This is a genomic window from Humibacter soli (assembly GCF_054779035.1).
Window position 1 is genome coordinate 199,267 of the sequence record NZ_BAAGYX010000001.1, and the last position, 26,118, is coordinate 225,384.

Consider the following 26,118-nt stretch of genomic DNA (forward strand, 5'->3'; position numbering starts at 1 on the left):
CGGGGCTGACAACTCAGCCGAGGTTGGCGCCTGCTGAGGCATCCGTTCGACCCTGGACGAAATCGTTGTACGCATCGCAGACCTCGTCCACGTCTCCGTCGGCGACGAGCAGACCCTTGTTGATCCACAGCACTCGGGTGCACATCGCTCGTACCGATCCGAGGGAGTGCGAGACGAAGAACACGGTTCCCGCCTGGTCACGGATCTGCTCGATGCGCTCGGTGCTCTTCTTGCGGAACGAGGCGTCGCCGGTGGCGAGGGCCTCGTCGATCATGAGGATGTCGGGAGTCTGCATCGTGGAGATCGCAAACCGCAGCCGGGAGCCCATTCCCGAGGAGTACGCGCTCATCGGCAGGTAGAGGAAGTCGCCGAGCTCGGCGAACTCGGCGACGGCCGGCGTGCCATCCCGCACCTCCCGCGCGCTGAGACCGAGAGCGAGCCCGCCGATCGTGATGTTCCGCTCGCCCGTGAGCCTGGGCAGGAGCGCGGCGTTCACCCCGAGCAGTGCGGGCTCTGCTGAAACGAAGACACGTCCCTTGGTGGGCGGAAGAAGACCGGCGATCGCGCGCAGGAGCGTGGACTTGCCTGAGCCGTTGGTACCGACGATGCCGATGGATTCTCCGTGGTGCGCCACGAACGACACACCTCGCACGGCGGGCACCTCGGTGATGGGTCCGCTGTCCGGCCGGCCCAAGCTGACGGCCTTGTTGAACAGGGACGTCTTGGTCTGGGTGGTGCCGGCCTTGCGAGCGCCGAAGACCTTGTAGGTGATGTGCACGTCGTCGACGACGACCGAGGGGGAGCCCAGGGCGTGCCTCTCCGCCCGCTTCGGCAGGTCGGAGGCGTCGATCTCGTAGTCGATGTCGTCAGTCACGACCGTAGGTCTCCTCTGCACCCCAGAAGAACAGGAATCCGATGGCGAGGCCGCCGATCGCGTAGACGATGGCCAGCACCCAGACGCCGAGGGTCATGGGGATGAGCGGTTCGATGCCGAACACCCCACGGAACAGCTCCAAATAGATCTGCACGGGTTGCAACAGCAGCAACGGGCGGAACCAGCTGTGCTCTCCGGTGAGTCCGGCGATCCAGAAGGTCGCGCCCGAGGCGAATCGTCCGAGCGAGAGGAAGAACGGCACGACGTTCGCGATGTCGGGCGCCCGCGCGCCCAATCGGGAGAAGAACATGCCCGCTCCGGCGGAGAACATCGTGAGCAGCACGGCCGCCACGGGGAGGAGCAGCCACGACCAGTGGGGCACCACGAGACCGCCCATGTCCGGCAGGAAGCCGGTCAGGAAGACCAGGACAACCATCGACACCATGGTCGGACCGAACAACACGGCCTCGGTCGTGACAGCAGACAGCGGCACGACGGCACGAGGGAACTGGTGCGAGCGGATGAGCGCGAGGTCGGCGGGAACGGAGCCCAGCCCCGCCATAACGATCTGCTGAAAGAAGGAGTACGCGAACGAGCCGATGAGGATGAATGCGGCTGTGTTCTGGATGCCTGGGGCACTGCCATGGAGCACGAACCCGAAGATGATGATCATCACGGTCGCGTCGAGGATCGGCCTCAGCAGCGTCCACAACTGGCCGAGATACGAGCCCTGGTTGCGCGCGTAGGCGCGCGATGACGAGAGGTTCCAGATGAAGGAACGACGTCCCCATACCGCCTTGATGTAGTGGCCGATCGGAGGGCGGACGCCCATCTCCCGCAGCCCGGACTTCAGGGCGAGCGCTCCTGCCTCCTCAGAGCTCAGGCGCGGTGCCATGGTCGCCCCCGACTTCGGATCAGCCAAGCTCAGTTCCTCTTTCACTACGTTCCGTCACGCCGGTCGCTTGCTCAGCCCAGCGGATGCTCTGGTCTCACGCCATCGTTACGATCGTTCTTCGTGACGATCGACAAGGGCCCGCATCCCGAGGTGACGGTGATCATGCCTGCGTTCAACAGTGCGCGGACCCTGCGTGATTCGGCTCAAAGCGTACTTGATCAGACCGTGGACTCCCTCGAACTGATCATCATCGACGACGGGTCCACGGATGACACGGCGACGGTTGCACAGGAACTTGCGGCGGGCGACGCCCGAGTTCGGGTCATTCGTCGTGCCGCGAGCGGCGGCCCGGCCGTCGCGCGCAACACGGGCATCGCGCAGGCGCGCGGCCGTTACCTCGCGTTCTGCGACGCGGACGACCTGTGGTTCGCGCCCAAGCTCGAGCGACAGTTCGACGTCGCACGCAGAACGGGCGCTGCCCTTGTCTACAGCGCGTACCAACGGGTCGCGGCCGACTTCGCGGGTCCGGCCTCCGCCGCGGTGCCAGGAGAGCGTGTGGTGCACGTGCCGACGGAACTCACCTACCGGCAGTTGCTGCGTAGCAACGAAATCGGATGTCTGACGGCGCTCGTCGACATTCAGCAGACCGGTCCGGTGGCCATGCCCGATGTGCCCGGCGCTGAGGATTGGGCGCTGTGGCTGCATGTTCTGCGGACCGGCGGAGCCGCGGCAGGGATCGACGAGCCGCTCGCGCTCTACCGTGCGGCACAGCCGGGCTCGCACTCGGCTCAACGTTGGAGCGCGGCACGCGCGGTGTGGCACGTGCTGCGACGCGAAGAGGGCCTGTCGGCGCCGCGTGCAGCACTCCACCTCGTCACGGACGCGGCGGCGGCGCTGCGCAAGAGCCGCCTCTGAGACGGGCGGAACGTCGCCGGTGGTGACGGTGGCCCGACATGGTCTTGCACTCAATCGGTCCGACGCTCACCCCGCCGGGAGGGAGCCGAATAGCGCAGATAGCTGAGACGGGCGTTCTCTCGGCGAGATCGCGTGATTCCGTCGAGGACGAAGCCGAGCAGCAACGTCAGCCCCGCAATGAGCACGAGTGCCGTCGCAAGGATCGCGGAGGGGAAGCGCGCGACCTCGCCGGTCCTGAAGAAGTCGGCGATCACCGGAACGCCGATCAACAGGCTTCCCCCCATGGCCCAGCTCGTGACGGACTCGGCGACGCACTCGATGAGAGCCGGGTCTAATGAGCCGCGCGTCGGAATGAGAAATATTTGTGTGCGACGTAGCTCGCGACCGCTGAGAACAGAGCGACGCCGGCCTGAGCGATCACCGGTGGGGCTCCCGTGACCTCGATGACGAGCGGCAGCACGACGGCGTTGATGCCGAGCGTCAGCAGGTTGACGAGCGTGAATCGGGTGAGGTCGAGCCAGAAGTGGCCACGCACGCGGAACACCAGGTACCTGTGCAGCAGGAAGGCCACGAAGATGGCGACAGCGTACGAGCAGACCAACGACACCAGATAGCCGAAACGGCCGAGAGAGTCACCGAACAGCCACTGGAACAGCACGAACATGGCGTAGCCGAATGCAGTGTTGAAACCGCCGACCAGCAGGAATGCGACGCGCTGGTCACGGATGATCCGCGACAACAATCCGCGGCTTCGCTCCGTCTGCGCGGGGTCCGGAACCGGGTCGTCGCCACGTTCGGGCGCGTCGGATTCATCGTCATCGCGCCCGGATTCTGCCAACACGACTTGTGACTATAGTCGAACCGTGGTGACCCCTGACTCAGTGCCGACCGATGGAGGCATCGCCTCCATCCCGGTGTCGCCACAAACCATCTCGATTGTGGTTCCCGTCTATCGTGGTGCGTCAACACTTCCGGCGCTCATCGCGGAGATCGTGCCCTTGACCGATGGTTTCACGACGCCCGGTGGATATCCCGCGATCGTCTCTGAGGTGCTTCTCGTTCACGATCATGGGCCGGATCACTCCGATGTCGTCATGCGTGGGCTCCGCGACACATATTCGTTCGTGAAGCCGGTCTGGTTGAGTCGAAACTTCGGCCAACACGCAGCAACACTCGCAGGCATTGCGTCGTCGGGCGGCGACTGGATTGCCACCATCGACGAGGACGGCCAGTACGATCCAGGTCAGATCGGCCTTCTGCTCGATGCTGCGCTGGATGCCGGCGCGACGGTCGCGTACGCGGCGCCCACCAATCTCGCGCCGCACTCCGCGTTCCGAAATCTGACCTCCGTCGCATCCAAACGAGTCGTCGATGCGATGACGGGCAGCAGAGCCGCCAGGCAGTATCACTCATTCCGCCTGATCCTCGGGGAGGTCGGACGCTCGCTCGCGGCCTATGCGGGGTCGGGTGTCTACCTCGACGTCGCGCTCGGATGGGTCGCAGGGGAGATCGTGACGGCGCCGGTCGAGCTTCGCACCGAGGATCGGCCGTCGGGGTATCGATTCCGCAGTCTGTTGTCGCATTTCTGGCGCCTCGTGCTGACCTCCGGTACCCGTGGCCTGCGGGTCGTGAGCATGACCGGCGCGGTGATCGCCATCCTCGGTGTGGTGTTCGCGGTGGTCCTTGTCGTGATCAAGCTCAGCGGGGGCTCCTGGCCTCAGGGTTGGGCGTCGCTCATGGTGGTGGTCCTGGTGTTGGGTGGAATCGTCCTCGTGTTCCTGGGCATCGTGGCCGAATACCTCGGCGTCGCGGTGAACCAGGCAATGGGAAAGCCTCCGTATCTGATCGTCTCCGACCCGGCCGACGGCCCACTCGGCCGCCGCCACATCGCGGCCTCGCAGGCGCCAAGGCCTGAGGTGCGCGGCGATTGAGTGTGCCCGCACCGGCCGCAGAAGCTTCAACGCTCGTCTTCGGTCACGGCGGCCTGCTGGGCTCCGCTGTTTGCAGGGAACTGAGCCGACAGGCTGCTGTCCCGCAGCTGGCGAAAGTGCGCTGGGGCAGCGCTTCCGAAGGTGACGACGTAGCCAAGGCGGTCGAAGGCGTCATCGAACGGGAAGGACGGTGGCGGATCTACTGGTGCGCGGGAGCCGGCGTCCCGTCCACGCCGCAGGTCGCACTCGAGTCCGAACTCCTGACGTTCCGACGGTTCTGCGAGACGATTGCGAAGTCTGGTCGTGGCGTTGACGGCACCGTTTTCTTCGCCTCCTCTGCTGGCGCGCTCTACTCTGGCGCCCATCAGCCCCCGTTCACAGAGAGCTCATCTGTGCTTCCGCTCGCACCCTACGGGCATGCCAAGCTCGATGCCGAGCGGGAGGTCGCAGAGTTGACGGTCGCGGGGGTGCGCGTCGCGATCGGGCGGATCGCGAACCTCTACGGGCCCGGCCAGAACCTCTCGAAAGCCCAGGGCCTGATCTCGCAGCTTTGCTTGTCGATTCAGACTCGTCGGCCACTCGGTATCTACGTTCCGCTCGACACGCTTCGCGATTATCTGTTCGCCGACGACGCCGCAGCCATGGTCGTCGAGATGACAGGGCGAGCTGCCGCACAGTCTCCGGCAGCGACGATCAAGATCTTGGCGTCGGGTCGCGCGGTGTCGATTGCCGGCCTCCTCGGCGAGTTCCGCCTGCTTACCAACAGGAGGCCGCCAGTCGTGCTCGCTGCATCGCCGTACCGCAAGATCCAGGCGCGGGATCTTCGCATGCGGTCGATCGTCTGGCCCGACATCGACCGCAGAGACTTCACCCCCCTCGTCGTCGGCATCGACGCCTGCTTGCAGGACATCGCCCGACGCTGGCGCATCGGGATTCAGGGCACTCGGTAGACCGAGAACGGGCCGCGCTGGAACTCGAGTTGGAGATAGTTCCCGAGTTCGGGCGAGGGCGATGAAGAATCCGCATCGACGAACACCCACTTCACCCCGTGGTCCTTCAGCCACTTGACAGTTTCAGCCGACGGGTTGGTGATCGCCGCATCGTTCTGTTTGAGGAAAGCAGGGTCCCAGAACGGGCCGGAGTCTTCGAATCCGGGAGCGACCTTCGGCGAAGGCGTCGAATATGCCCATCCTTCAAGGAGCACGTTGCGTTCGGCGAGTGCCGACAGCCAGAAGTTGCGCGGGTCGCAGCCGTGCCGGGTCGCGGTCAGCGGAAGGCAGTGCATGTTCGTTGCGACGGTGTCTGTCGGCGCGGAGTGCTCTCGCAGCCAGCGTGCTGCCTCTGCCCCGTCCGCAGGGATCGTGATTCCCGAGGCAAAGCCCTCGCCGTACGCCGGAGTCGTCAGGGGCTTCAGGCCGTAGAGGTAAACGGCAGAGAACGCCGACCCCTGCACCACACCGAACGTGACAAGAACTGCGAGTGGCAGAGCGGCGACCTTGGCAATGATAGGCATTCGCCGACGGCCAAGACGGACCGCCGCGTAAGCCGCGGCACCTGCGACAAGGCCTACCGCGATGACCGCGGCATATGGCCAGAACATCTTCCAATATGTGGCCAGGATGCCGCTGAAGGTGGTCGGCAGCGTCGCGTAGTTTCTGATCACGAGTGCGACCGCGAGCCCCAGAACGAGCGAGACCGTGAGCGTGACCCACGCTAGGGAACGCCCACGAGTGCGACGCACCAGCTCAGTGAGACCGACCGCGGCAAGGACACCGAGAACCGACGATGCGCCACGAAGGAAGTACGCCTGGCTGAGGTTGGGGTGCGACCCGAAGATCGCCGCGCCAATTCCAGCGATACCGATTCCGGCGAAGAGCCAAACCGCAAGATCGCGTCGTCGAAGTATGAGGGCCGCAAGTATCGGGATCACGCCCAGCACCCAGACCGAGATGGCGAACGTGATCGCCGCGTCGCGCACAACGGGGTGATCAACGATTGGACCCAGCGCCGGCGCCACGCTGAGTCGACCGAGCAGGTCGGTACCGTCACCGATCGTGAGGCCACGGGAGTTGGTCCCCTCAACGATGAGGAGACTTGCCCCAAACGCCGCGCCGCAGATGACGAGCAGCGTCACGGTCGTCCAGCTCTTCCGAGCGCGCACAAGCCATCCGACCACGAGCACCAGTGCCAGTCCGCTCAGAATCAACGGCAGAAAGGTCGCTTTCGCGCCGCCCGCCACGAAGGCGACGGCTGCTGTAGCAACGTATACCCATGCGCTCACCCGTCGTTGGCGCAGAAGGACGACGGTGAGCAGCAAGAGCAGAAGAAAGATCGGCTGGCCGAAGGTCTGGGTAGGGCTCCGGTAATAGCCGAGTGACGCGACCCCCGAGAACGGGCTGCCTGCCACTCCGCCGAACAGCGCCGCAGACTGGGCGAGGTACCCGAGTACGGCACCGAGTGCACCCGCCGCGGGAGATCGCGTTATGCGATAGGCGAGCACACCGCACAGCACGACAGCGAGCACGACAAGCGGCAACGTGTTGAGCCGCACCACCCCGAGCGTCAGATCCACGCCGGTCCAGCGGGTCAGATCCGCGATGTGCTCGTACACCATCATCTGGTACTGGAGCGGAACACTGGTCACGTACGGGAATACGTGGCTCCCGTTCAAGACTGCTCCCGAGAGCGCCTGGTGAAACGGGAAGTCGACATAGGGGTTCGGCGTGAAGTACTGGCCTGGGAACCCTGGTACCTGGGCGATCGGGTCAAATCGGAATCCCGTGTTGGCGACCCACCAGGCAGCCGTCACGCTCGCGCCCGCCACGATCCACGACATCCAGGGGGAGACCGGACGGCGAGCCTGCGTCCGCCAGTTCCGACGAAGGCGGGGAACGGCGATGCTCGCGACGATGACGATGACGCACCACAGCACGGCCAGGCGCGGCGATACGCCGATGCGGCCGAGCGTGAAGGTGAGCAGCACCTGCACCGAGAGGCCGAGCGCGCTGCCGGCTGCGATTTCTTCGAGAGCGGAAGTAGGACGGATGCCCAGCATGCGCCACAGCAGCGTTCCCGGTACGACCGCCGTGAGAAGCACATACACGACGTACAACCCGATGGCAGACCAAGGCGTATCGAAGTGAGCAGTTATCAGCACAATGGCGATCGACGCAAGGATCAGCGGTAGCCAGCGAACGCCGAGCTTGAGCAAGGAATCGGCAGTTCCGCGACGGGGCGTTGGAGAGCCCCCATGGAAGGCCGACGCGACGGGCGCCTCTGCGAGCGTCGCGGATTGCCGTGGATTCACCCGGTCACTCTAACCGTCAGAGGCTGTGCCACAGCGCCCCGGCGCACGGGGCACGGGTTCGGTACGATTGGCATCCGTGCCAGTCCATCGCAAGCTGTCCGCCGAGCTACCCGCTGTGGCCGCAGCGCGTGACAACATCTGAGCAGCATGGATATCCAGAATCACTATTACGGGCATAGTGCGGCTCTCGCGGCGCACGCAGGGTTCACGTCGGTCCGGCACATCAACGGGCTCCTGCAGCACGGGTGGACGGTGGAGTCGCCGAACCTCGTACACTTCGGAGATTTCGCGCGTCTCCCGAGGGGTGCGCGCCGTCTCGTGTGGAGCCATTCCGCGCGCGGCTGGGATCCGTCCACCGATCCCTTCGAAACGACCGCCGTCGGCGCACCCTTCCTTTATCTCAGTGCCCGAACAGTCGATGAGCCCGTTGAACGCACGAAGCAGACCGTCGCTTTTCCCGTACACGACACACGCCTGGTCAGCATCGGGGGAGACGACGTCGCTCTGGCACGCGAGATTGCGGAGCGCGAGGGTCCGGCGATCATCTGCCTGCACCCCGAGGACCTGGGGCAGCCCGACAAGCTCCGTGCTTGGGCGTCGTTCGGGCACACAGTGGTCTCCGCAGGCGCCCGACGTGATCCTCTGTTCCTCGGGCGCATTCTTCGCCTCGTGAGATCTGCTTCCCGAGTCGTCTCCAACGAGCTCTCCACGGCGATCATGTACGCCGCAGCCGAGGGTACGGAAACCGCTGTCTACGGGCCAGAGGTACGTTTCGGATCACTCGGAGAGGAACCATTGCTTCGACGGCGCGAGCTGTGGCCGGAGTTCTTCCAGGACGAGGCCGCCGGCGCACGACAGGCGATCGCGCTCGACGAGTTGGGGCGGCAGCATCTCCTCGACCCGAGCGACCTGCGCATCGCACTCGGCTGGGACCGGCGTCACGCGGCTCCGTTGATCTACTACTGGGTCGGCGCACCCGTGCGGAAGGCCGGTGCAGTGCTCGGTCTCGTGAAACGGGAGGCAGGGGTACAGGAGGCCGTCTCGAAGGTCGCTCCGTCGGCGTTTCTCAAGCACCCATTGAGCCACCTGCCGGGAAGGCTTCCCGAGTGCCCGCCCACCACAGACCGGCTACCGAAGCCGATCGTTCCAGAAGAGCTCCCATGAAGCCGGGGACTGTCTGACCGAATACGGTCTTACCTACCTGTGAGCAACCCCAATCTGCGATCGGTAGACTGCGAGGAATGACATCCCAGCCTCAGCCCGAGTTCCGTGTAGGGCCATATTCTGTCGGGCCGGGATATCGGCCATTCGTCGTCGCCGAGATGAGCGGCAACCACAACGGTGACCTCGGTCGGGCGCTCGCCATCGTCGACGCGATCGCGGAGTCCGGTGCTCCGGCGGTCAAGCTTCAGACGTACACCGCTGACACCATCACTATCGACCACGACGGACCGGAATTCCGCATCACCAGCGGTCACGAGTTGTGGGGCGGTCGCAATCTCTACTCCCTCTATGCCGAGGCGAGCACGCCGTGGGAGTGGCACGAGGCGATCTTCGACCGCGCGCGCAGCCACGGACTGATCCCGTTCTCCAGCCCGTTCGACGCGTCCGCCGTTGAGCTACTCCAGGATCTGGGGGCGGAGGTCTACAAGGTCGCCTCCATCGAAATCGGCGACATTCCGCTGCTCCGCGCGATCGCTCGCACAGGCAAGCCGGTGATCCTGAGCTCGGGAGCAGCAACCGTGTCGGACATCGATCTCGCCGTCGAGACGCTGCGCGCCGAGGGCAATGACCAGATCGCGGTCCTTGGAACCACCTCCTCGTACCCGGCGCCGCCGGAGGAGACGAACCTGCGCAAGCTTCCGATCATCCAGAACACGTGGAACGTCGTCGCCGGCCTGTCCGACCACACGATGGGGGTGGGCGTCTCGGTGGCGTCGGTCGCATTCGGTGCAGCAATCATCGAGAAGCACGTGACGCTGAAGCGCGAGGATGGCGGCGTCGACTCCGAGTTCTCGCTCGAGCCGCACGAGCTGAAGTCGTTGGTCGACGAGACCTACGCCGCGTGGAAGGCGCTCGGCGTCCCGCGGATCGGTCCGACCGAGCACGAGGCGGAGAGCCTGCGTCTTCGCCGCTCGCTCTATGTGGTCGAGGATGCCAAGGCGGGCGACCTCGTCACGGAGCAGAACGTGCGTTCCATCCGCCCGGCCGGCGGCCTCGAGCCCAAGATGTTCGATGTCGTTCTCGGTCGCACCTTCACCGAAGACGTCACGCGGGGTACACCGCTGACCTGGGATGTGGTCTGACAGCATGCGCGCGGCAGTGATCCACGGGGACCTCGACGTGCGCGTCGAAGATCGGCCCACTCCCACGGTGCTGAGCCCCGGCGATGCAGTGCTTCGCGTCGTCGCGGCCTGCGTGTGCGGCTCCGATCTGTGGAACTACCGCGGTGTGAGCCCTGTGCGCTCACCGCGCCCGATCGGACACGAGATGGTCGGCGTGGTCGAAGCCCTCGGCAGCGACGTCACCTCCGTTCGGGTCGGCGACCTCGTGGTTGTTCCGTTCTCGCTCAATTGCGGCACGTGTCAGGCCTGTCGCGCGGGATATCCGTCAGTATGCGAATCCATGACCCTGGTGGGCGGGCTCGATCGCGCGGGGCAGCAGGTCGACGGAGCGCAGGGTGAGCGCGTTCGCATTCCTCTAGCGCAGGCATCGCTTCGCCCCCTCGGCGTTTCCGAGCAAGAGGCAGAGGCGCGTGGCCTGATCCCTCATCTGCTTGCGCTGTCGGACGTGATGGCCACGGGCTACCACGCCGCGACCTCCGCGCATGTCGGGGAGGGGGACGTCGTCGCCGTCGTCGGCGACGGAGCAGTAGGGCTGTGCGCCGTTCTGGCCGCCGGCATGCTCGGGGCTCGCCGCATCATCGTCATGAGCCGCCACGAGGATCGCGCTGCCCTCGCGCGCGAGTTCGGTGCGACGGACGTCATCGCCGATCGCGGCCCGGAGGCAACCGCCGCCATCCGATCTCTCCTCGACGGAGACCTCGTGGATGCCGCATTGGAATGCGTCGGTACCAACGAGTCCATGGAGCAGGCCCTCGCGATCGTTCGAGGTGGCGGCAACGTGGGATTCGTCGGCGTACCCGTCGGCGGCCCTGAGCTCAGCGTTCGCGACCTCTTCACGCGCAACATCGGCGTCAAGGGCGGCATGGCATCGGCGCGTCATTACCTCGATGTGCTGCTTCCCGAGGTGCTCGACGGAAAGATCCAGCCAGGCAAGGTCTTCGACCGAACAGTGGCGCTCGAAGATGTCGCCTCGGCGTACGAGCTCATGGACTCCCGTCAGGCGATCAAGGTGCTGGTGCGGCCGTGAAGGCTGCCGTCATCGGCGCGAGCTCTGAGTCACTGCACGGGATCGGGATCGCCAAGGAGCTCGGCTACGATGTGGTCGCCCTCGACGGCGATCCCGCGGCGCCCGGTCTGCGCGCAGCCGATGAAAGCCATGTGGTCGACATCACGGACCCGAACGCGGTCATCGCGACGCTCGGGAGCGCGCCGGATGTCGTCATCCCTGTGCCCATCGGCCGGTACCTCACGACGACGGGCGTGGTGAACGATCGGTTCGGGCTGCCGGGAGTGAGCGAGACGAGTGCTCGGCTCAGCACCGACAAGTACGAGTTCCACCGGGTGATGGAAGAGCACTCGCTGCGTTCGACGTGCGCCATCCTCATTCCCGCCGGCAGCGAAGACTACGCGATTCCTGCAGCGTTCCCCGTCGTCGTGAAACCCCGATTCGGTTCGGGCAGTCGCGGTGTCGCCGTCTGCCTGACTCCGGACGAGCTTCAGAACACCCTGGCGGCGGTCCTGCCTTCTGGCGACGACCTCGTCATCGAGGAATTCGCTGAGGGTATCGAATATGGCATCGACGCCGTTGTCGTGGACGGCGTGCTCCAGGTGATCCTGTTGCGAGAGAAGATCAACACGCCGCTGCCGTACCGGCAGGCGATCGGGTATTACTCGATGCCTGAGGACCATCCCATGCAGGCCAAGGCGACGACGGCGCTCACCACGGCCGTCGAAGCTCTGGGCATCACCAACGGTTTGCTTCACGCGGATCTCATCGAGCAGGATGACCGCGCATTCGTCGTCGAAATGTCAGCCCGCCCATCGGGGCATCACCTGCACGATCTGTTCACTCCCCTCGCATCGGGGGTCGATCCCATTCGCGAGTTCCTGGTCGCCGTCCGCGACGGTGCCAGAGCCGCACGCTTCGTACCCGGCACGAACGACGCCCTCCTGATGCGCTTCTTCGATTTCGACCGTGGCACCGTCGCCGCGGCGCCGGATGTGTCATCGCTCGAGCCGGTCGCCGATCTGGTCGCATACGAGCAATGGATCGTCGGCCGCACAATGAGGCCCGTGACCAATGGCCCCGAGCTCATGAAGCGCGGGTTCTTCATCGTCCGTGGCACCGACCGTGCCGACCTGGAGCGGCAGGCGGATGCCGTGCTGACAGCTTTCACCTTCGAAGGAGCCTGACCATGCATGCGAAGTACCTCATTCCCGTCATCCCTTTCGAGGATGTCGTGATCACGCGTGGCGAGGGCAGCGCTGTCTTCGGACAAGACGGAGTCCGATTGGTCGACCTGACGTCTGGGCAGTTCTGCACAGTTCTCGGCAACGGGAACAGTGAGGTCCACGACGAAATCTCGCGTCGGACCGAGACGCTCGTCAACACGAGCACTGCCATCGTCAGCGACGAGGTCCTCGCGGCGGCCGAGGCACTGCACCGCATCAGCGGAGAGATGCAAGCGTCGAGCATCATCCTCAGCACGGGTGCCGAGGTCATCGAGTTCTGCCTTCGGAACGCGAAGCACATCCAGGGGAAGCCCGGCATCATCTGCTTCGACTACGGATATCACGGACTCACGCTGGGGGCTCAGAGCGTGACGATGGGCGGCAACTACACCGTCCCTCGCGTCCCGTCGATCTACCCCATTCCCGTGCCGGGAGCGGAGTGGACGGACGAACAGCTCGGCGCCTCGCTCGCGAGTCTCGAACAGCTCATGCAGTCGACCGACGATGTGGCGGCGATGCTCATCGAGCCGATCGTGTCGGTGGGTGGCATGATCTATCCGCCGGCGCGTTGGCTCGCCGCGGCGCGGGCTCTCTGCGACAAGTACGGAATCCTCCTCATCTTCGACGAGTGCCAGACCGGCTTCGGCCGCACGGGTGACTGGTTCGCATACCAGACCTTCGACGTCGTACCCGACATGGTCGCCGTCGCCAAGGGCGCCGGTCTCGGTTACCCGGTGGCCGTCGCGATGTTCCGCGACACTTTGGTCGAGCGTGCCGGCCGCCTCCCCGCGCACTACAGCTCCCACCAGAACGACCCCTTCGGCGCGGCAGTCGTCAACACAGCCATCGAGTACATCGAGCGACACGACGTGCTCGAGCAGGTCAAGAAAATGAGTGCGTACTTCTTGGACGCGCTCACTGTCACCGCCGCGACCACCCCTTACCTGGCCAACCCTCGAGGCGGCGGTCTCATGCTCGGCGTCGACCTCTCCATCCCGGGCATCACGGACTATCGGCCGATCTATGCGACCATCGTGCACAGCCTCCTCGAGCACGGCGTCATTCTCCAGGGCACCAGCGGCGGATCCGTCCTGCGATTCCTGCCGGACTATCTGATCAGTGAGAGCGACGTCGATGAGTCGCTTCGCAAGATCGCGGAGGTCGTCACCGAGACAGCGGAAAAGATGCTCGCCAGAGTCGACTGAGGATGAAACGCCGTGACCGTGCCGCTGCACGCCGCAATCGCGGCGTGACGTCAGCGACGGCTGAATTGAGCCATGCCTTTGCCGATGCAGGTTCTTATCGAGAGTTCCTCTCGTCTGGGTATGCGTCCGATGCACGAATACATGAGCTGACGGTGTCGGTCATCATGCCGACGCACAATCCGCATCGGGATCGCCTCCTGCCTGCCCTGAGATCCGTCCTCACCTCCACCCACAGGGCGATCGAGGTCATCGTCGTCGACGATGGCTCCGAGGTGCCCGTCGCCGACTGGCTCCCCGAGGCCGAGCCCGATCCACGTGTGACCATCCTTAGGCAGGCCAATGCAGGGCAGGGCATGGCGCGGAACGCCGGGATGGCCGCGGCAACCGGCGAGTTCGTCTTCTTCATCGACGACGACGACCGCGTCCGTCACGAGGCTATCGCCCTGCTGGTCGCGCACGCAGAGCTGTTCGACGCGAACGTGGTCGTCGGCGGCCGCTACCTCGTCGACGAACGCGGCCAGGTGCTCTCCATGAGTCTTGAGTACCTGCCGGGGAACACCTATCGGGTCTACCACGGTCACATCGACTATCCGTTCACGGACCAGATGATTCATGGGCGCATCATCCGCAGGCAGTTCCTGCTCGATTCGGGCATCCGGTTCACGACCGGACACTACGAGGATCGCCTGTTCTCGACTCTCCTTTACTTAGCCGGTCCCAGTCATTTCGTGAACGTTCCCACCTACGAATGGACCCAGTACACGACGCGATCGACATCGTCGTCGACGATGTCTGTGGAGCGGCTGCACGACAAGGTTCGATCGCTCGAAGCGTGCTGGGGGCACATGCCGCCTCATCAAAGGCCTCGGTTCATGCGCGAAGTGCTCGCGCTCGACCTCACCAGGTTCCTTAGAGCCTGGCCCGTCAGTGATCGGGATTATCAGCTCGCCCTGTTCGAGGAGGTGGGCACGTTCCTGCGTGAGCGCAGCCCATATCTGGTTGCTCTGGGCAACGGAAACCTTCACGAGAAGGCACGAGCACTTGAAAAGAGTGACTGGGACGCCATGTGGCGCTTGTACCCAGGCCCCTTCGAGCTCACCGAGGACCACAAGTTGCGGCCCGGGCAGAGCGTCCCGCTGCGCACGGCGATGGATGACTACTTCTGTCACACGCACTACCACGTGTTGTTTTCGCTGCTGCTCGCCGCTCAACGAAAGCGGCCGGCGCAGATCTTCATCTACACCGGATATCAGCAGTTCTCGCCTGACTTCCTCACTGCTCTTCGAGCATTGCCGTGGGTGGGCAATGTCATCACCTACACGATGGGCAACATCGTCTCCGAGATCGAAAACCGTATCGGAGCGGATCCCGCGACGGCCGATATTTGGCTTCCTCACATCATGCGAAGGCAGTTCTCTTCGATCATCCGTGCGATCGGCGAGGACGACCAGTGCTTTGCTTTCAACGACACTCTTCCTTCGTGGTATGTGATCGAGGGCTCGTTCCAGGCGCTTACACGCGTCGAGGACGCCTACGCCTCATTGAGTCGTGAACTGGAGATCCATCACACGTATGGCAAGTGGGACCGAGTGCTCGCACAACTCGGCGATCGATTTCCCCCCACGCTCTTCCGGTCGCCCAAGGTCACAGAGGTCATCGCAGGTACGAATCCTGCACACGCACCCGAGAATCTGATGGCGATGCTCCGAATATTCGATCCGCTCGCAGCGATGCAGGAGCACCGTGAGTGGCTGCTGGAGTTCTTCGCGAGCGCCTACGAGGGATCGTCGGTCCCGTTCACGTCATCCACCGTGCTCGTGTACACCCAGCCTTTGGCGCATATCGGCCACTGCTCACGGTTCGAGCAGCGGGAGATGTACCGGGGCATGGTTGCGAAGTACGGTGCCGGGGTTTGCGTCATCAAGCCCCACCCTGCCGACACGGTCGATTACAGGCCGCTCGGGGTCCCTGTCATGGACAGAAGCATGCCATCAGAGGTGCTGAATCTGATCGCCGAGACCGCGGACATCGATCTGGCAGTCAGCTTCTCCTCCTCCGCGGTGAACACCACGCGCTTCGCGCGGCGTCGGATGCGCCTCTTCGGCGACGACCTGACGGATCCGAGCGAGATCCGCTCGGCTATCCTCAGCCTGATCCCGCACCGCCACAGCCTTCGATTCCGTCTCACCGACGCATCGTGGAGCTTCGGGAATTCGATCCAGAAGGCGGCGCCGGTAAGGAAGGTCCGTGCCGCCCTCCGCGACCCTCGTGCCATCCTCGGGTGGCCGATGTGGAAGTTTCGACGCGTGCTCGACGTTGCTCGGCGGCGGCTTCCGGTCTAACCTCAACTCTCCGCTGAGATGATGAACGCGGCGGGCCGAATGTACCGCCCACCCCCATCGAGCCATGGTACGAAAGACCGAGCCATGATCCAGAAGAAGGAGTTCCGCGCTGTCAGAGACCTCGACACCAGACCCCGCTTCCTCGCTCGAACGGGCAAGCCAGCTGTTAGATGCTTCGGCGGACAGTTTGGTGCGGGAAGACTTCGCAGCTGCGATGGTCACGGATACCGAGTTGGTCGCACTTCTCAGGACTGTCGAGCGCAGTGCCGACTCTGTCGCGGACGCGCTGCTGACCTCGGTGACGACCTACCTCAAGGCCTTGGATCGAGCAACCAACTACCACAATGATTCTGGTGAGGACACGCCATCAGTTGCCTTGTTCACCGGACACGCCCTGGCCGCGGACCCCGAGGTGTTCAACAAGAACGTACTGGCGAACTACGCGCTAGAAGTCATCTTCCTCAACGTGAGGATCTATCGTCACAGCGCAGCCGAGAAACTGATCCGGCACTACGACCCCGTCTTTGATGACTGCCATCGTGCCGCTCTGTGTAAGCGGATGCTTGCGTCGTCCTCCGGCAGGTTGAGCCTCGACGTTGATGTCAGGCCGCTGATGACTCGAGCCAAGAGTTGGGCTAGCGCTCTTGATGCCCAAATGGCCGGTTTGCGGGAGAGCGGAGGTAACGATGCTGCCGTCGCGTGGCGACGGCAGCGTAAGCGTGAGTACCTGTCCAATCTCTCTGGCATCGTTCGGATGCTTGAGCTCGGCCTACCAGGCCTGCCGGGGCTGTGTCGCGAGGAGATGAAGAACTGCCATGGCCAGACCCGTGAGGGGGCCTGGGAGTTTATGAGGACCATGGCTGAAACCGGGGTCTACGACGACGATATCCGTGCCTGGGCCGCTTCGTTGCCTCCAGAGGCACACCAGGACGGGGCGCTTTCGCACCTCATCGGACGTCTGAGCGCTGGGCGGCCGGGCCATCCTGCCACGACGCGTTACCTGCCTCCCGACAGTTTCCCGCGACGGTGGCACAACCTCAACGTCGCCTTCACAGATCGACTGGTATCGCGCCGCCAGGTGAGCCAACAAGCAGCCAGCCTCATGGAGGAGGCGCTGGCGTTGTATGAGGCCGCCGAGACCACCGCGCAGCGTCTTGAGCGACTCGGAATTATTTACGCACTCCGAGTGAACCGGCGCTACCAGGACTTCTGGGCCGACTTCTCCGACGTTCTGGCCATGGAGCCTCAGGGATCGATCGGTGACACGGTCTATCTCTTCCCCGAGTCCTGGTCGTTGGTGGACGGCACGCTGGCGCTGCCTTTGCTCTTGGAAGCCCGCAGGCGTGGCAACATTGCCGCCGCAGTCAACCCCCGAGTTGCCGATTTCGAACCCACCGCCGACGACGGTCTCAACGAGTTGATCGGCCTCTTCGATGCGCCGAACGACCTGCGGTACGAGCAGACTACGCAGCGGTTCTTCGACTGGAAAATCGATCTCGCCCACAAACGGATCACCGCTGGTCCGTACAACATCTACCAACCCGTCTTCGAACACGTCACCCGCTATCAATTCACCTATTTCCTCGACTTCGCGACTGACGCCTGCAGTCGTCAGGCGGTGCTCCATTACATCACCTATATGGACCATGTACTGAAATACTGTGAATCAGTCGCTGCTTGGGCACGGCGGGAGGGCAAGAAGGTCCGATTCATCGCGAACGCCTCCCACTACCCACAGAATGGCGCGTACCGTATCTTCTGCGAGGCCAAGGGATATCGAGACAACGTCGAGTTCATCGCCGTTTCTGCCGGCTATGACAATTATTTCAAGAACATCGGCGACGCCCGCACCGAGACGCTCACTGCTTTGAACCTGACGCGAAACCCGCACTCCAGGAACTCTTTTCTCGGCACCGAGGCGGGCTTCGAGCGGTACTGGAAGGAGAGTCTCCCGCGTCTGCCAGAGCTGAGGCAGCAGGCCACACAGTGGCTGACGGCGAAGCGTGCACAGCATGCCGCCGATTCGGGCGATTCGGCCGAACGCGACGAAGTGCTGGAGCGCATCCGAGAGGCCAAAGCCGCCGGCAAGAAAGTGCTTCTGGTGGTCGGGAAAGTGATCTACGACCTAGGCGTCAAGTACACCAAGGGCGTGTGCCACGCCGACATGAGCGAATGGATCACCGACACGGTCCGCTATGCGAACACCCGCAGCGACGTCTTGTTGCTCATCAAGCCCCACCCGCATGAATCGCTGAAGGCTCTCACCATGACGTCTGACGAGGTGCCGACTTTGCGGGACCTGATCGCAACACCCGTGGGCAACAACGTCATCTACCTGCCGCACGACATGTTCACCATCGCCGATCTGCAAGCGCATATCGACCTCGGCATCCTGTGGAATGGGACCAGCGCGCTGGAACTGACGGCATGGGGCATTCCTGTTCTGTTGTGTGATGTGTGGGGACATTACGACTACCCCATTGGGTTCACTCGCCCGCGTTCCCGCAGGGCCTACCACCGCATGATGTCGAAACCCGAAGTCGTCAACTGTGATCAAGAACTTCGTGACAGGGCGATTTGCTTCCTCAACTACATGGGCAGCGATGCAGTTAGAATCCGCAACCCGTATACGCGAACCACAACGCTGAACTACAACCAATTCAGTGCGAGTGCCATACAGCTCGACAAAATCCGGGACTTCGTGGAACACGGTGACCCCGAGTTGGAGGCCCTTTTCGACCGGATCCACTAACCCCGCGGTTTCAGCCGCGGGTCTCCGCGCCGAGCAACTCCCAGGACTTCACGATTCGCTGTGCCCCGAGGCCGTCGACAGCCCCACGGCCGGTGGCCGCCCAACCGTTGCCGGCCATCAGGTCGGACACGTGGGCTCCGAGCGCCGCTGAGGCGCGACCCGGTTCACTGCGTACCTCGTGGATCGTTCCGATTCCTCGGGCGATCCCACGGCGAAGCAGTGCTTCGTAGCCGATGCGCTGATTGTCGACGACCGGGATGACCACCGAGGGGACGCCGATGCACGCGAGCTCCCACGCCGTTGTACTTGCGGAGCTGACGACAAGGTGGGCGCGTGCCGCGAGGCTCGGAAACTCTGCTGACGGTTCCACCAGCCGGACCGACTCTCCTGCTGCGGTACGGATCCCGTCCCAGTTCTCGGCAGGGGCGACGACCGTCACGCTTCGTGCGCCTGGGGCCCGCACACTCACCGTGGCGACGAGCGCTGACGAACCCGTGGCATCCGAACCGCCGAGCACGACGACGATGTCGACACCGTCTTCCGTTGCCGTCACGGGCGCCTCGTCGCGCTGCTGTCGTGCACGACGGATCTCCTCGCGCATCGGCGCAAACGCAATCCCTCGCAGAAGGACGCTGCTGCCGTCCGCCGGTCGGATCGTGGCCTCGGCGTCGAGCGTCGAATCGATCGCGACGTCTGCTGTGCGCCGCCCGAACGGTCCGTCCTCCATCGAGGAGAGGAGGGCGCCGGCGGCTCGGATGGCCCCGAGCGCGTCTCCGTCTTCGTCGTAGTCGTCGATATGGACGACATCCGCCCCGTACCGGGTGACGAGCTCGTCAGGACTTCGCGGCATGGGGACGACCTCCACGGACGCGGCGGCGACAAGACTGCGACCGAATGCCGACGTCACGTCCCCTGCGATCAGCGCCGACCAGCCGGCCCGCCGAGCAGCGTTCGCCACAGAGACGCCCCGCACCAGATGCCCGAGTCCTCCCTCTGGCGTGCCGTCGCAACGAACGACGACGGTGTTCATCCCTCGGCCAGTTCTTTCTGGCGAATCTCCGAGTTCAGCGACGTGATATCCGGACGAGTCCGAAGCAGCCCGACGACGTCGGCCCAGGCGGGAGGAGCATCACCGAGTTCCGCGACGATGTTCTCGATCACGGCGGCATCCTCCGGCGTATCGAGAGTGACCCGCAGGTCGTTCGCGGGCGGCGACACCACGATCCCCATCTTGCGGAACTCACGGTCGCTTGCGTACAGGTACGAGGTCACGTGCGTCCGGTGATAGTCGCGGGCCTCTTCGTCGGCGACGGCGAGCGCCGTCGCTGACGCGATCTCGACATCGAGGCCGCGCGGGAGTGTGCGCACCAACGTCGACGATACCCAGTCCAGGCTCGGGTCGGAACGCCAGAGCGCCACGATCTTGGAGATCAGCGAAGGGTCGATGAGAGGGCAGTCGGCCGTGAGGCGCACGACGGCGTCCGCCTTCGTTGCTTCGCGCGCCAGCATGAAACGCGAGAGCACGTCGTCTTCGCTTCCGCGGATCACGCGCACACCGAGTTCCTCGCCGAGCTTCGCCACCGCGTCGTCGCCCTCGTGGGTGGAGGTGGCGATCACGACCTCGTCGACACCCTCTGCGGCGCGGGCGGCTCGCACCATCCAGGCGAGCACCGGCCTGCCGGCGAGTGGGCGCAGTACTTTGCCCGGAAGGCGCGACGATCCGGTTCGCGCTTGGATAACGGCCACCACGTGTGCTTCGGTCACCGTAAAAGGATGTCACGTGACGGGGGAGCCCCGCCCGCCCCACTACCGCACATGGGAGCCAGCCGAGCGGGTATCTCCATACCCTCAGATAGGATGATTGCCGTTGTCGCCAGTGAAAGGTGCCGTTGAGCTCTGAGAAACCCTGGCCTTCCCATCTACGAATACCGAGGAACAAGCGTGTCAGTTCTCGAAGGCGCAAGCATCTTGATCACCGGAGGCACCGGCTCGTTCGGCAAGGCGTTCATCTCCTACGCGCTGCAGAACCTGAACCCCAGCCGCCTGGCGATCTACTCGCGCGACGAGCTGAAGCAGTACGAGGTGCGCAACCAGTTCAACAACGACGATCGCCTTCGCTGGTTCATCGGCGACATCCGCGACGAGCGCCGGCTCTCCCGCGCCCTGCACGGCGTCGACTACGTGGTGCACGCTGCTGCGCTGAAGCAGGTAGACACGGGGGAGTACAACCCCTTCGAGTTCATCAAGACCAACGTGCTTGGCAGTCAGAACGTGGTGGAGGCGTCGATCGATGCGGGCGTCAAGAAGGTCGTCGCGCTCTCGACGGATAAGGCGTCCAGCCCGATCAACCTCTATGGTGCGACGAAGCTGACCGCCGACAAGATCTTCACCCTAGGGAACAACTACGCCGCGAACTACCCGACCCGATTCTCGGTCGTGCGGTATGGAAACGTGACCGGTTCGCGTGGCTCGATCATCCCGAAGTGGCGGGCGATGAGCGAGCGCGGAGAGAAGCTGCCGATCACCGACCTGCGCTGCACACGCTTCTTGATCACGCTGCCCGAAGCGGTGCAGATGGTGGTCGACACCTTCGACCTGATGCAGGGCGGCGAGCTGCTCGTCCCGCACATCCCCTCGCACAAGGTGGTCGACCTGGCGAGTGCAGTGGCCCCAGGCGCCGAGTTCGTCGACGTCGGGTTGCGGCCGGGCGAGAAGCTGCACGAGGAGATGATCAGCCCGGATGAAGGTCGAAGGGCTGTGATCATCGAGGGCGGCAAGTACTACGTGATCGAGCCGGAGACGCCGCAGTGGGGTTACGTGCCCATCGCGGACTCCGTGCCGGTTCCGGAGGGCTTCCACTGCTCCTCGGACAAGAACGACATCTGGTACGGCGTCGACGAACTGCGCGCCGTGCTCGAGGCGGGCATCTGATGCTTCCCTACGGTCGTCAATCGATCGCAGAGGAAGACATCGACGCGGTCGTCAAGATTCTGCGCGGCGACTGGTTGACGACCGGGCCGACCGTCGGAGAGTTCGAGCGCGCCGTCGGCGAACTCGCCGGAGGCCACCGAGCCGTCTCCGTCACCTCGGGCACGTCGGCCCTTCACACCGCCTACTCCGGGCTCGGCCTCGGTGAGGGCGACGAGGTCGTCACCACGCCGATGACATTCGTCGCCACGGCGTCGACCGCCTCGATGCTCGGTGCGAGGGTCGTCTTCGCCGACATCGACGACGAGATGGGGCTGCTCGATCCCGACGCCGTGGATGCCGCGCTGACCGAGCGCACCCGCGTGATCGCGGCCGTCGACTACGCGGGACAGGCCGCCGAGTACGACCGCCTTCAGCCGCTCGCGGACCGCGTCGGCGCAGTGACTCTGGACGATGCCGCCCATTCGATCGGTGGAACCTACCTCGGCCGTCCCGTCGGCGACCTCGCCGACATCACGACGTTCTCGTTCTTCCCGACGAAGAACATGACGACCGGCGAGGGCGGCGCGGTCGTGTGCAAAGACCCTGCGCTGGCGCAGAAGGTGCACGAGTTCCACTTCATCGGATTGGTGCGCGACCCTGCTCGTTTCGCCATGGCCGACGAGGGCCCGTGGCATCAGGAGGTGCACGAGTTCGGTCTCAACTACCGGCTGACCGACATCGCCAGCGCGCTCGGACTCGCGCAGCTGAAGCGCCTCGAACAGTTCAAGCGACGTCGCACGGAGATCGTCGCCCGCTACAACGAGGCGTTCGCCTCTGTGGACGGTGTGCGCACCCCGACTCAGCGGGCCGACACCGATCCGATGTGGCATCTCTATCCGCTCCGTGTGCGCGACGGGCGCAGGCGTGAAGTGTTCGAGAAGATGCGTGCGGCGGGCATCGGCGTGCAGGTGAACTACATTCCGGTCTACTGGCATCCTGTGTACGCGAACGCCGGCTATCAGCGGGGCATGTGCCCCAATGCCGAGGCGTACTACGCCGAGGAGCTCTCCCTGCCGATCTTCCCCGACCTCACCGACTCGCAGGTCGACCAGGTGATCGGCGCTCTCGTCGACGCGTTGCGCTAAGACTCTTCGGCGCGCAGCGGCGCCGCAGGCAGTGCCTGTCGCCACGACATCCCCTGCGACGCTTTCACCGTGCAGATCACGAGGAGCATCCATCCGCTCTCGATGAGGATGGTGCTCTCGGCCATCGCCGTGCCGATCAGGGCGATCAGCACGAGCGGCGGCCAGGCATAGATGACGCTGCGCTTGTTCGAGCCGAGCAGCCAGGAGCGGAACATCGCGAGGCCGAGCATCAGCAGGAAGAGCAGGAACCCGACGAGGCCGACCTGCAGCCAGACATCCAGAAACGCGTTCAGCCCGTTCGCGTGCGGGGATCCGGTGGCCGCGTTGATCAGCGAATACGGCGGCAGGGAGCCGCGCCAGAACCCGATCCATCCCCAGCCCAGTAGCGGATTGGTGGGGATGAGGTGCCAGATCTGCAGCCACACCTCGTAGCGCACGGTGATCACGGACTGTCCGTGCAGCAGGTTGATGATCGGCGCCCTGAAGATGAAGGCGAGCACTGCGCACACGGTGGTCACCACACCGAGAACGATCTGCACGTAGAACCGCACGCGTTCGTTGCGGATGTGCCGCAGCCCGAACAGCGCGGCGCTCGCCAACACCACGACGACAAGCATGATCGCGATCACCGGGGAGCTGGAGAACACGAGACACAGCAGTGCGACCACGACGGAGAACACGGCGACGCTGAGCGTCACGGACTTCGTGCGCCACTCGATGATGAAGGTCACCGCGGCGATGAGGGCGATGAGCCCCAGCTGATTGCGGCTGCCGAACAGGCCGGAGATCGGTCCGCCCTGGGCGAGGTTGCCTGCGATGCCGAGGAACTTGATGGGCGTGTCGATGAGCAGCCCGCTCAGCACCTCGAGCGCGAGGGACGCCGTCAGCAGCACCCTCAGCACGTCGCCGATGACGCGGACGATCTGGATGGCGTCCCGCACCAGTGCGAGGTAGATCGCCAGGAACGCGAAGAGCACCTGGTAGAGGATGGCCGCAAGCGTCGCCCACTGGTAGACGCTCCACACGATCGACGCCGCGCACCATCCGACGAACACCAGCAGCGACACCGGCAACAGGCCGTGCCACTCGATCGCCTCCCAGTGGGCGACGAAGGACCCGGCAGTGATCACGACGAGCGCACCGAGCACACCGAGCAGACCCGGCCAGCCGATCACGTCGCGGATGGCCGTGGTGAGGAACGCGACGCCGACGATCGTCAGCGACAGTGCACGCGAGAACTTCGCCGACTCGAACAGGGCGCGGGTCAGTGCGAACCACTGTGGCACGTGTCGCGGCTGAGCCATGCGGTCGTATCCCTCGTCGGTGCTCACTGACGGCCCTACGGCCGATCGAGCTTCGTCTTGATGCTGAACGTCACGAGCAGCGCGAAGCCGCCCTCGATCAGCATGCGGCTCTCGGCGAGCGATTGCGCGATGGCCGCAGCCATCATCAGCAGCGGGAGCAGCGTGATCGCCGTATAGCGCACATCCGATCGCACGACGCCCGCCGCGTCGAACGGCGCCCTGTCGACGGCCATGAACCAGGCGCGGCCGAACGTGGAGAGCACGAGCAGGGCGAAGATCACGAGACCGAGGATGCCCAGCTGAAGCCAGACATCCAGATAGGCGTTGTGCGCCTGGAGGTACTCGACCTTGTTGCGGATGGCCAGCCCTTTGAACGGCTCGACCCACGGCGCCCAGTAGCTGATCCACCCCCAGCCGAAGAACGGCCTCTGCTGTGCGAGGTCGATGACCTTGCCCCAGATGTCGGTGCGTCCGGTGAGATCCGAGCTCTTGCCCAGCAGGCCGGTGACGTCGTTCCAGAACAGAACGATGGATGCCACCCCGATCACGAGCAGGCCGGCGGCCGTCGCGTAGATGGGCACCCGCTTGCTCTGCGGGACCCCGCGTCCCCACAGGGCGAAGAGCAGCACCGCGACGACCACGACGAGCGCAGCGATCACGGTCGACGATCTCGTGAGCAGGAAGGTCACTCCGGCAAGCACGAGCCATACGATGCCGGCCGTGCGGTTCACCGTGCGGTCGGCGAGCTGGATGCCGAACACGATGATCGCGAAGAGCGTGATCATGCCGAGGATGTCGCTGTTGCCGACGATGCCCTGGATCTTGCCGCCGTGGAACAGCAGATCCCGGCTCCAATAGTAGGCGTCAGGCAGCTTGCCCGACCCGTAGTCGGTGAAGAACGGCAGAACGTGGTGGCGCACGAACACCGAGACGATCAGCTCGAAGAGGAGCGAGAGCGCGATGATCCACCGGAAGGCCGCGCCGAGCGCCCGAAGGACCTGCTGCCAGGTCAGGCAGAGCGAGAAGAACGCCCCTGCCGTCGCCGTGGCTAGCTGTGCGACCGTTCCGTAGACGGACTCGAGCCGGTACGCCGACCACGCGATCGACACCACGCAGAGCAGCAGAAAGAGCAGCAGCGTCTTCGGCCACTTGCGGATCGGCACGCGCGGCCTCGTACGAACGAGGAACACGATGCTGACGACGAGGCAGAACAGCACGGCGGCGCCCCAGCCGTACCAGCTGACGCTGTCGCGCCAGAAGTCGCCGGCGAACAGAGTGAAGAACGTGAAGCCGGCGAACGCGAGCTTCCAGCCCTGGCCAGAGGGGACGGTGCGCGGCGTAGTCGCCGGCCTGGTCTCAGGGGTCATGGGTCTCACTGTAACCGCGGGCGGGGTGCCGAACGGCATTCCCGATCGGGGGTGCGTCGAGGCTGTCATCGGCCTAGCCTTTCCCCATGTTCAGCGTGCGAACCAGGAACATCTCCGGCCGCAGCGCCGCGGTCGGATCCGCAGGGTCGTTCACCCTCGTCGCGGATCGCTCCTCCGAGGCCGGCGGTGACGGCATCGGGTTCAACGGCGGTCAGCTGCTCTACCTCGCCATCGCGGCGTGCGTCTCCAACGACCTCTTCCGTGAAGCGGATGCCGCAGGCATCGCGCTCAAGTCGGTGGAGGTCACCGTCGACGGCGACTTCTCGGGGTCCCCGGCGGTGTCTACGCACGTGCACTACGACGTGCGCGCGTCGGGCGACGCGGACGAGCCTGCTCTCCGTGCCCTGGTCGAGGGCGTCGACGCGATCGCCGAGGTCCCCAACTCCTTGCGAGGCGGCACGGAGGTGACCCTGCGAGACGTCACGGTCGCCCAGTCGGCCACGTGAGTCGATTCCATGCGCGGCTCATGGTGCGTTGCCACGTTCGCTCGTACGCCCAACCCCGCTGGTCGAGTAGCGCCGACTGCAGGTCGAC

Annotated in this window: 22 protein-coding genes; 13 read left to right on the plus strand and 9 right to left on the minus strand. The window is 64.7% G+C overall.

The annotated features are described in order from the left end of the window. Positions 1–13: 13 nt before the first annotated feature. Complete coding sequence (locus ACYVDN_RS00885; RefSeq protein WP_460567518.1) at positions 14–874, minus strand: ABC transporter ATP-binding protein; 861 nt, start codon at positions 872–874, stop codon at positions 14–16. Then, on the minus strand, positions 867–1,796 hold the full coding sequence (locus ACYVDN_RS00890; RefSeq protein WP_460567520.1) for an ABC transporter permease: 930 nt from the start codon (positions 1,794–1,796) through the stop codon (positions 867–869). Before ACYVDN_RS00890 ends, ACYVDN_RS00885 begins: the two co-directional genes overlap by 8 nt. Before the next feature lie 93 nt (positions 1,797–1,889). Here ACYVDN_RS00890 and ACYVDN_RS00895 point away from each other — a divergent pair, with 93 nt between their 5' ends. Then, complete coding sequence (locus ACYVDN_RS00895) at positions 1,890–2,684, plus strand: glycosyltransferase family 2 protein (protein ID WP_460567522.1); 795 nt, start codon at positions 1,890–1,892, stop codon at positions 2,682–2,684. A gap of 50 nt (positions 2,685–2,734) precedes the next feature. On the opposite strand, the gene ACYVDN_RS00900 is transcribed toward ACYVDN_RS00895, so the two are convergent. Together ACYVDN_RS00900 and ACYVDN_RS00905 are read right to left on the minus strand one after the other, a co-directional pair. Then, positions 2,735–2,968: a hypothetical protein gene (locus tag ACYVDN_RS00900; protein ID WP_460567524.1), complete on the minus strand. Its 234-nt coding sequence runs from the start codon at positions 2,966–2,968 to the stop codon at positions 2,735–2,737. Positions 2,969–3,015: 47 nt separating this feature from the next. Then, positions 3,016–3,525 carry a GtrA family protein gene (locus tag ACYVDN_RS00905; RefSeq protein WP_460567526.1) on the minus strand — a complete coding sequence of 170 codons (510 nt, stop codon included), beginning with the start codon at positions 3,523–3,525 and terminating at the stop codon, positions 3,016–3,018. Between the two features lie 25 nt (positions 3,526–3,550). On the opposite strand from ACYVDN_RS00905, the gene ACYVDN_RS00910 reads away from it, so the two are divergent. Further along, positions 3,551–4,615, plus strand: a complete 1,065-nt coding sequence (locus ACYVDN_RS00910) for a glycosyltransferase family protein (RefSeq protein ID WP_460567528.1) — start codon at positions 3,551–3,553, stop codon at positions 4,613–4,615. 2 nt (positions 4,616–4,617) lie between these two features. Beyond that, on the plus strand, positions 4,618–5,565 hold the full coding sequence (locus tag ACYVDN_RS00915; protein WP_460572172.1) for an NAD-dependent epimerase/dehydratase family protein: 948 nt from the start codon (positions 4,618–4,620) through the stop codon (positions 5,563–5,565). On the opposite strand, the gene ACYVDN_RS00920 is transcribed toward ACYVDN_RS00915, so the two are convergent. Next, positions 5,550–7,718, minus strand: coding sequence for a hypothetical protein (locus ACYVDN_RS00920; RefSeq protein ID WP_460567530.1), 2,169 nt, complete (start codon positions 7,716–7,718; stop codon positions 5,550–5,552). The two genes, ACYVDN_RS00915 and ACYVDN_RS00920, sit on opposite strands and share 16 nt — an antisense overlap. A gap of 351 nt (positions 7,719–8,069) precedes the next feature. On the opposite strand from ACYVDN_RS00920, the gene ACYVDN_RS00925 reads away from it, so the two are divergent. The 7 genes from ACYVDN_RS00925 (at position 8,070) to ACYVDN_RS00955 (ending at position 18,798) form a co-directional block, all read left to right on the plus strand. Next, positions 8,070–9,086 (plus strand): hypothetical protein, encoded by a 1,017-nt coding sequence (locus ACYVDN_RS00925; RefSeq protein ID WP_460567532.1) that lies wholly within the window; start codon positions 8,070–8,072, stop codon positions 9,084–9,086. A 77-nt stretch (positions 9,087–9,163) separates the two neighbouring features. Next, the gene (gene pseI / locus ACYVDN_RS00930; protein ID WP_460567534.1) at positions 9,164–10,228 is read left to right on the plus strand and encodes an N-acetylneuraminate synthase family protein; all 1,065 of its coding nucleotides are present in this window, start codon (positions 9,164–9,166) and stop codon (positions 10,226–10,228) included. Positions 10,229–10,232: 4 nt separating this feature from the next. Then, positions 10,233–11,294 (plus strand): MDR/zinc-dependent alcohol dehydrogenase-like family protein, encoded by a 1,062-nt coding sequence (locus ACYVDN_RS00935; RefSeq protein ID WP_460567536.1) that lies wholly within the window; start codon positions 10,233–10,235, stop codon positions 11,292–11,294. Then, the gene (locus ACYVDN_RS00940; protein WP_460567538.1) at positions 11,291–12,460 is read left to right on the plus strand and encodes an ATP-grasp domain-containing protein; all 1,170 of its coding nucleotides are present in this window, start codon (positions 11,291–11,293) and stop codon (positions 12,458–12,460) included. Before ACYVDN_RS00935 ends, ACYVDN_RS00940 begins: the two co-directional genes overlap by 4 nt. A gap of 2 nt (positions 12,461–12,462) precedes the next feature. Further along, positions 12,463–13,704 carry a class-III pyridoxal-phosphate-dependent aminotransferase gene (locus ACYVDN_RS00945; protein ID WP_460567540.1) on the plus strand — a complete coding sequence of 414 codons (1,242 nt, stop codon included), beginning with the start codon at positions 12,463–12,465 and terminating at the stop codon, positions 13,702–13,704. A gap of 152 nt (positions 13,705–13,856) precedes the next feature. Further along, complete coding sequence (locus ACYVDN_RS00950) at positions 13,857–16,046, plus strand: glycosyltransferase family 52 (protein ID WP_460567542.1); 2,190 nt, start codon at positions 13,857–13,859, stop codon at positions 16,044–16,046. A 214-nt stretch (positions 16,047–16,260) separates the two neighbouring features. Beyond that, entirely contained in the window at positions 16,261–18,798 is a 2,538-nt protein-coding gene (locus tag ACYVDN_RS00955) for a hypothetical protein (RefSeq protein ID WP_460567544.1), read from the plus strand. A gap of 10 nt (positions 18,799–18,808) precedes the next feature. On the opposite strand, the gene ACYVDN_RS00960 is transcribed toward ACYVDN_RS00955, so the two are convergent. Continuing rightward, positions 18,809–19,828, minus strand: a complete 1,020-nt coding sequence (locus ACYVDN_RS00960) for a hypothetical protein (protein ID WP_460567546.1) — start codon at positions 19,826–19,828, stop codon at positions 18,809–18,811. Beyond that, positions 19,825–20,562: a cytidylyltransferase domain-containing protein gene (locus tag ACYVDN_RS00965; RefSeq protein ID WP_460567548.1), complete on the minus strand. Its 738-nt coding sequence runs from the start codon at positions 20,560–20,562 to the stop codon at positions 19,825–19,827. Before ACYVDN_RS00965 ends, ACYVDN_RS00960 begins: the two co-directional genes overlap by 4 nt. A 177-nt stretch (positions 20,563–20,739) precedes the next feature. On the opposite strand from ACYVDN_RS00965, the gene pseB reads away from it, so the two are divergent. Together pseB and ACYVDN_RS00975 are read left to right on the plus strand one after the other, a co-directional pair. After that, a complete protein-coding gene (pseB, locus tag ACYVDN_RS00970) occupies positions 20,740–21,729 on the plus strand; it encodes a UDP-N-acetylglucosamine 4,6-dehydratase (inverting) (protein WP_460567550.1) in 990 nt (329 codons plus the stop codon). Beyond that, on the plus strand, positions 21,729–22,853 hold the full coding sequence (locus ACYVDN_RS00975) for a DegT/DnrJ/EryC1/StrS family aminotransferase (protein WP_460567552.1): 1,125 nt from the start codon (positions 21,729–21,731) through the stop codon (positions 22,851–22,853). Before pseB ends, ACYVDN_RS00975 begins: the two co-directional genes overlap by 1 nt. Here ACYVDN_RS00975 and ACYVDN_RS00980 read toward each other — a convergent pair. Continuing rightward, positions 22,850–24,184 (minus strand): O-antigen ligase family protein, encoded by a 1,335-nt coding sequence (locus ACYVDN_RS00980; protein WP_460567554.1) that lies wholly within the window; start codon positions 24,182–24,184, stop codon positions 22,850–22,852. The genes ACYVDN_RS00975 and ACYVDN_RS00980 overlap by 4 nt on opposite strands. Before the next feature lie 8 nt (positions 24,185–24,192). Continuing rightward, entirely contained in the window at positions 24,193–25,524 is a 1,332-nt protein-coding gene (locus ACYVDN_RS00985; protein ID WP_460567556.1) for an O-antigen ligase family protein, read from the minus strand. A gap of 86 nt (positions 25,525–25,610) precedes the next feature. On the opposite strand from ACYVDN_RS00985, the gene ACYVDN_RS00990 reads away from it, so the two are divergent. Further along, positions 25,611–26,030: an OsmC family protein gene (locus ACYVDN_RS00990; protein ID WP_460567558.1), complete on the plus strand. Its 420-nt coding sequence runs from the start codon at positions 25,611–25,613 to the stop codon at positions 26,028–26,030. The last annotated feature ends 88 nt before the right edge of the window (positions 26,031–26,118 follow it).

Coding starts and splice junctions, on each gene's coding strand:
- ACYVDN_RS00900 (WP_460567524.1), bottom strand. CDS start 2,968: ATGGGGGGAAGCCTGTTGATCGGCGTTCCGGTGATCGCCGACTTCTTC.
- ACYVDN_RS00925 (WP_460567532.1), top strand. CDS start 8,070: ATGGATATCCAGAATCACTATTACGGGCATAGTGCGGCTCTCGCGGCG.
- pseI (WP_460567534.1), top strand. CDS start 9,164: ATGACATCCCAGCCTCAGCCCGAGTTCCGTGTAGGGCCATATTCTGTC.
- ACYVDN_RS00935 (WP_460567536.1), top strand. CDS start 10,233: ATGCGCGCGGCAGTGATCCACGGGGACCTCGACGTGCGCGTCGAAGAT.
- ACYVDN_RS00945 (WP_460567540.1), top strand. CDS start 12,463: ATGCATGCGAAGTACCTCATTCCCGTCATCCCTTTCGAGGATGTCGTG.
- ACYVDN_RS00955 (WP_460567544.1), top strand. CDS start 16,261: ATGGTCACGGATACCGAGTTGGTCGCACTTCTCAGGACTGTCGAGCGC.
- ACYVDN_RS00960 (WP_460567546.1), bottom strand. CDS start 19,828: ATGAACACCGTCGTCGTTCGTTGCGACGGCACGCCAGAGGGAGGACTC.
- ACYVDN_RS00975 (WP_460567552.1), top strand. CDS start 21,729: ATGCTTCCCTACGGTCGTCAATCGATCGCAGAGGAAGACATCGACGCG.
- ACYVDN_RS00985 (WP_460567556.1), bottom strand. CDS start 25,524: ATGACCCCTGAGACCAGGCCGGCGACTACGCCGCGCACCGTCCCCTCT.
- ACYVDN_RS00990 (WP_460567558.1), top strand. CDS start 25,611: ATGTTCAGCGTGCGAACCAGGAACATCTCCGGCCGCAGCGCCGCGGTC.